The following is a 3,945-nucleotide window of genomic DNA, read 5'->3' as shown; positions in this document are numbered from 1 at the left end:
ATTGCCGGATTTAACCTCTGTCCTAAACTTTGTTTTGTTCAGCGTAATAATGATCCCTGCATCCCAATAGGAGAGGAGGCCTGTAAAGGAGCTTGCGAACAGCTCGAATCAGCAGACTTGTATAATGAACGGGTAACTATGGCACTAAATAGCCTGAGTGCGGTGCTTCCGGGCTTTTTGCTGATTGATGAGGGCCGTACATTTGAGGAAAAAAGTTGTTTATTGATAGAGAATGGCCAGTTTTTTGGGATGGGCTATATTGCTTCTGATTTAGCTCAGGCTGATATCAGTTTACTAAAAAAACATTTAACACCTTACCCTGAAAATGACTATATCCGAAATATGATTTTGAATGCAGCACTCCGTTTTCCGCATAAAGTAAGAGATATTTATGTGAATTAAACTACACTGATTCCTGATTTTGGGACAGTTTAATTTCAAAATATCATTTATATCAGTATCAAAATGTATATAAACTTTATGGAACAATAATTGCCTTAAGGTTAATGTATAAAAATGGGAGCATTTTTGATATTTTAATCCTTAACTTAAAGAAACTTAAATCAAATCAAAATGAAAAAGCAAATCTACCTTTTACTAACTGCTATCCTTTTAGCATCAAGTTCAGTCATGGCAAATGATGTAAAATCAAAGCCTGCATTAACAGAAAATCAGATTGCACGTGCCAGTGAAATTACCCGCAGAGTTGAAGAGATCAAAAACATGGATAGATCTGAACTAAGTCGTGTAGAGCGTAAGGCATTACGTAATGAATTGCTTGAGATGAAAAAAGAAGCAAAGGCGATGAACGGTGGTGTTTACCTTTCTGTAGGCGCTATTATCATTATCCTTTTAGTATTGATACTGATTTTATAATCCGTATTGCTACTGATTCTATAAACCTGTGAAAAACGAAAAAGCTGCTTTTTAATAAGGCAGCTTTTTTATTTTTCAAAGCTAGCTCAGCTATTTGTATTTACACAAATAAGAGGTTTGAGACGAGGTACGAACTGTAAATGATTGGTTTGCATCAATTTCAAATGCATCTCCTTTTCGAAAAGTTTCCCAGTGGCTATTTCCGGGTAATTTAGCCTCCAGTTCACCTTCTATAATTAGCATGGTTTCATGCATGGATGTCCCGAATTCATATTCGCCACTTTCAATGACACCAACTGTTGATTTTCCTTCGGCAGACTGATACCCAAGAGATTTTACTGAACCTTCAAAATATTCGCTTACTGTTATCATAAAATGTATTGTTTGCCCGCGAATTTAAAAAAATATCTTGTCTCCTGCTTTCATTAAATCAAATCGGCTACAAACCAATGTTTTATAATTGAGATATGTTCAGGCCATTTATCATACCTTCCAATCTCAAAGCAATCATCGGCTTTCTCATAGTTTTTTCGCAATTTAGCGTTTGTAAATATTAAGGTAAATGAGGATACTGTATGCTATTCAGGGCACAGGAAATGGGCATTTAAGCAGGGCTATGGATATAATTCCATGCCTCATGAAACATGCTGATGTTCATATTCTTGTCAGTGGTATTCAGGGAGATCTTGTTCTGCCTTATCAGCTTAGCTATAAATTCCGAGGACTTAGTTTTATTTTTGGTAAGTCGGGAGGGGTTGATATTTGGAAGACATGTATAAAATCAAATGTCAGAAAGCTTGTAAAAGAGATTAACTCTCTTCCTGTTGAAGACTATGATCTAGTAATCAATGATTTTGAACCTGTTTCTGCCTGGGCATGTTATGCTAAGAATGTTCCATGCATTGGTTTAAGTCATCAGTCGGCGGTACTTGCTGAAGAGGCGCCGAAAACAGATAATAATGACGTAGTCGGAAAGCTTATTCTCAAAAATTATGCGCCCAATACCGCCCAGTATGGCTTTCATTTCAAAGCTTATGCTGAAAATATATTCACACCGGTAATCAGAAAGCAGGTTAGGGATGAGGCGGTTCAGAATCTTGGACATTATACGGTCTATCTGCCGGCTTATGATGATCCTCGTTTGATCGCTACACTTACTAAGTTCAAGAATGTGAATTGGGATGTGTTCTCAAAGCATAACCACAAGCCCTACAGAACCAAAAATGTGTCTGTTCAGCCAATTCATAATGAACGGTTTATCAGGAGTATGGCAGGTTCTGAAGGGATACTTTGTGGAGCCGGTTTTGAAACACCTGCCGAAGCATTATACATGAAAAAGAAGCTTTTGGTTGTTCCAATGAAAAATCAATATGAGCAGCAATTGAATGCAGCGGCTTTAAGTCAGATGGGAGTTCCGGTAATCAGAAATTTAAACGAGCGGTTTGATATAGTGATCAATAACTGGATTGAATCAAAAAGAATTATTGAAGTAGATTACCCTGACAGGACTCAGGGGATCATTGATCAGATCATTGAAAAACATTGCAGTATTGCTATGATCAGGGATATCCGTAAATCAGGTTAACACCAGTTTAAGATTCTGAATTTACAGATTACTCACTAAGCATTACATAAGCGCCGGCAGGATCCTGTATCAAACAATAATAGCCCTCACCCATTTTTCGTTTCTTACCTAATACTTTACCTCCAAGTTTTTTGCAGGTCTCAAGACTTTCATCCAGATTTTCAACCGAAATATACATGAGCCATTGTGCAGGAATATCCTTGTTTACTCCTCTGGCGTGGCATATACCTGCAACAACTTCAGCATCTCCCGGGCTCTTGATTATGAAATCCTCATATTCCCCCATACTCAATCCTTCTTTTTCCCAGCCAGTAACCTGCTGATAAAAATCGCTGATTTGTACCGCATCATTGACGGTAAGATCATGCCACATAATCTTACCTGTTTTTTTCTTTGCCATAAAATTTGCGTTTATACTTAACCGAAAAGCGTACTGCTGAGATATCTGTCTCCGCGATCGCAGGCTATAAAGACGATCAGGCCTTCATCGAGTTCAGAGGCCAGCCTTACAGCTGCTGATGCAGCACCACCACTGCTCATCCCTGCGAATATTCCTTCAACCTTTGCAAGTTTTCTGGCCATTTCTGTTGCTTCAGCTTCTGAAATATCCATTATACGATCAACTCGCTCAGGCTCAAATATCTTAGGTAAGTATTCAACAGGCCAGCGGCGGATTCCGGGTATGGATGAATCTTCAGTAGGCTGACATCCTATGATCTGTATCTCAGAATTTTTTTCTTTGAGATACCTTGAGCAACCCATAATAGTGCCGGTTGTACCCATTGAACTAACAAAATGAGTGATTTTTTGATTGGTATCCCTCCATAACTCTGGTCCGGTACTTTTGTAATGAGCAAGGGAATTGTCAGGATTTGCGAATTGGTTAAGTAAAAAACTTTCGCCTCTTGCTGCTTTTTCTTCAGCATAATCGCGGCATAATTCTATTCCTTCGAGCAAGGTTACTTTTGCTCCGAAAGCTTCCATTGTTAAAGTACGCTCACGGGTCGAATTCGATGGCATAACAAGCTCAATTTCAAGATTATATAATCGTGCAATCATCGCCAGGGCTATGCCTGTGTTTCCGCTGGTTGCTTCAATCAGACGGGATCCTTTACTAATGTCTCCACGCTCCAATGCACTTCTGATCATATTGAGTGCTGCCCGGTCCTTTACACTTCCTCCAGGGTTATTTCCCTCAAGTTTCGCGTAGATCTGAACTTTTGGATTTGGATTTAGTTTTTTAATTTCAACTAATGGCGTATTTCCGACGAGATCAATTATTCCTGCCATTTTATTATTTTTTATTGCTTTTTTCGCTGGATATTACTACCTCAGATGTATTATAAACTGATGAACCCGGAGGTATGCTTTTAGTTAGCCAAACATTCCCACCGATTATACTATCATGACCAATAACGGTTTCACCTCCTAATATAGTTGCACCCGAGTAAACTACCACCCGGTCTTCAATTGTTGGATGTCTT

5 protein-coding genes and 2 pseudogenes are annotated in these 3,945 nt (G+C 38.8%); 3 read left to right on the top strand and 4 right to left on the bottom strand.

Annotation, left to right across the window (positions count from 1 at the left end; translation table 11 throughout):
- Window positions 1-402: pseudogene (locus VGE44_RS09810) on the top strand (DNA polymerase III subunit epsilon); the annotation flags it as partial.
- A gap of 171 nt (window positions 403-573) precedes the next feature.
- Window positions 574-876: a hypothetical protein gene (locus VGE44_RS09805; RefSeq protein WP_331078460.1), complete on the top strand. Its 303-nt coding sequence runs from the start codon at window positions 574-576 to the stop codon at window positions 874-876.
- A 90-nt stretch (window positions 877-966) separates the two neighbouring features.
- On the opposite strand, the gene VGE44_RS09800 is transcribed toward VGE44_RS09805, so the two are convergent.
- A complete protein-coding gene (locus tag VGE44_RS09800; RefSeq protein ID WP_331078458.1) occupies window positions 967-1,248 on the bottom strand; it encodes a pyrimidine/purine nucleoside phosphorylase in 282 nt (93 codons plus the stop codon).
- Between the two features lie 190 nt (window positions 1,249-1,438).
- On the opposite strand from VGE44_RS09800, the gene VGE44_RS09795 reads away from it, so the two are divergent.
- Window positions 1,439-2,461 carry a glycosyltransferase family protein gene (locus tag VGE44_RS09795; protein WP_331078456.1) on the top strand — a complete coding sequence of 341 codons (1,023 nt, stop codon included), beginning with the start codon at window positions 1,439-1,441 and terminating at the stop codon, window positions 2,459-2,461.
- Between the two features lie 28 nt (window positions 2,462-2,489).
- Here the strand turns inward: VGE44_RS09795 and VGE44_RS09790 are convergent, their stop codons facing one another.
- The 3 genes and pseudogenes from VGE44_RS09790 to VGE44_RS09780 form a co-directional block, all read right to left on the bottom strand.
- A complete protein-coding gene (locus tag VGE44_RS09790; RefSeq protein ID WP_331078454.1) occupies window positions 2,490-2,861 on the bottom strand; it encodes a VOC family protein in 372 nt (123 codons plus the stop codon).
- 17 nt (window positions 2,862-2,878) lie between these two features.
- The gene (cysM, locus tag VGE44_RS09785; RefSeq protein WP_331078452.1) at window positions 2,879-3,751 is read right to left on the bottom strand and encodes a cysteine synthase CysM; all 873 of its coding nucleotides are present in this window, start codon (window positions 3,749-3,751) and stop codon (window positions 2,879-2,881) included.
- 4 nt (window positions 3,752-3,755) lie between these two features.
- A pseudogene (locus VGE44_RS09780) lies at window positions 3,756-3,945 on the bottom strand (serine acetyltransferase); the annotation flags it as partial.

It is taken from the genome of Daejeonella sp., assembly GCF_036405355.1.
Taxonomy (GTDB): Bacteria; Bacteroidota; Bacteroidia; order Sphingobacteriales; family Sphingobacteriaceae; genus Daejeonella.
Note: the sequence above shows the minus strand (reverse complement) of the source record. Positions and strands in the feature narration are given on the sequence as shown.

What these genes read in the sequence shown, in the direction of transcription:
- cysM (WP_331078452.1), bottom strand. Translation starts at nt 3,751, where the DNA reads ATGGCAGGAATAATTGATCTCGTCGGAAATACGCCATTAGTTGAAATT.
- VGE44_RS09805 (WP_331078460.1), top strand. Translation starts at nt 574, where the DNA reads ATGAAAAAGCAAATCTACCTTTTACTAACTGCTATCCTTTTAGCATCA.
- VGE44_RS09795 (WP_331078456.1), top strand. Translation starts at nt 1,439, where the DNA reads ATGAGGATACTGTATGCTATTCAGGGCACAGGAAATGGGCATTTAAGC.
- VGE44_RS09800 (WP_331078458.1), bottom strand. Translation starts at nt 1,248, where the DNA reads ATGATAACAGTAAGCGAATATTTTGAAGGTTCAGTAAAATCTCTTGGG.
- VGE44_RS09790 (WP_331078454.1), bottom strand. Translation starts at nt 2,861, where the DNA reads ATGGCAAAGAAAAAAACAGGTAAGATTATGTGGCATGATCTTACCGTC.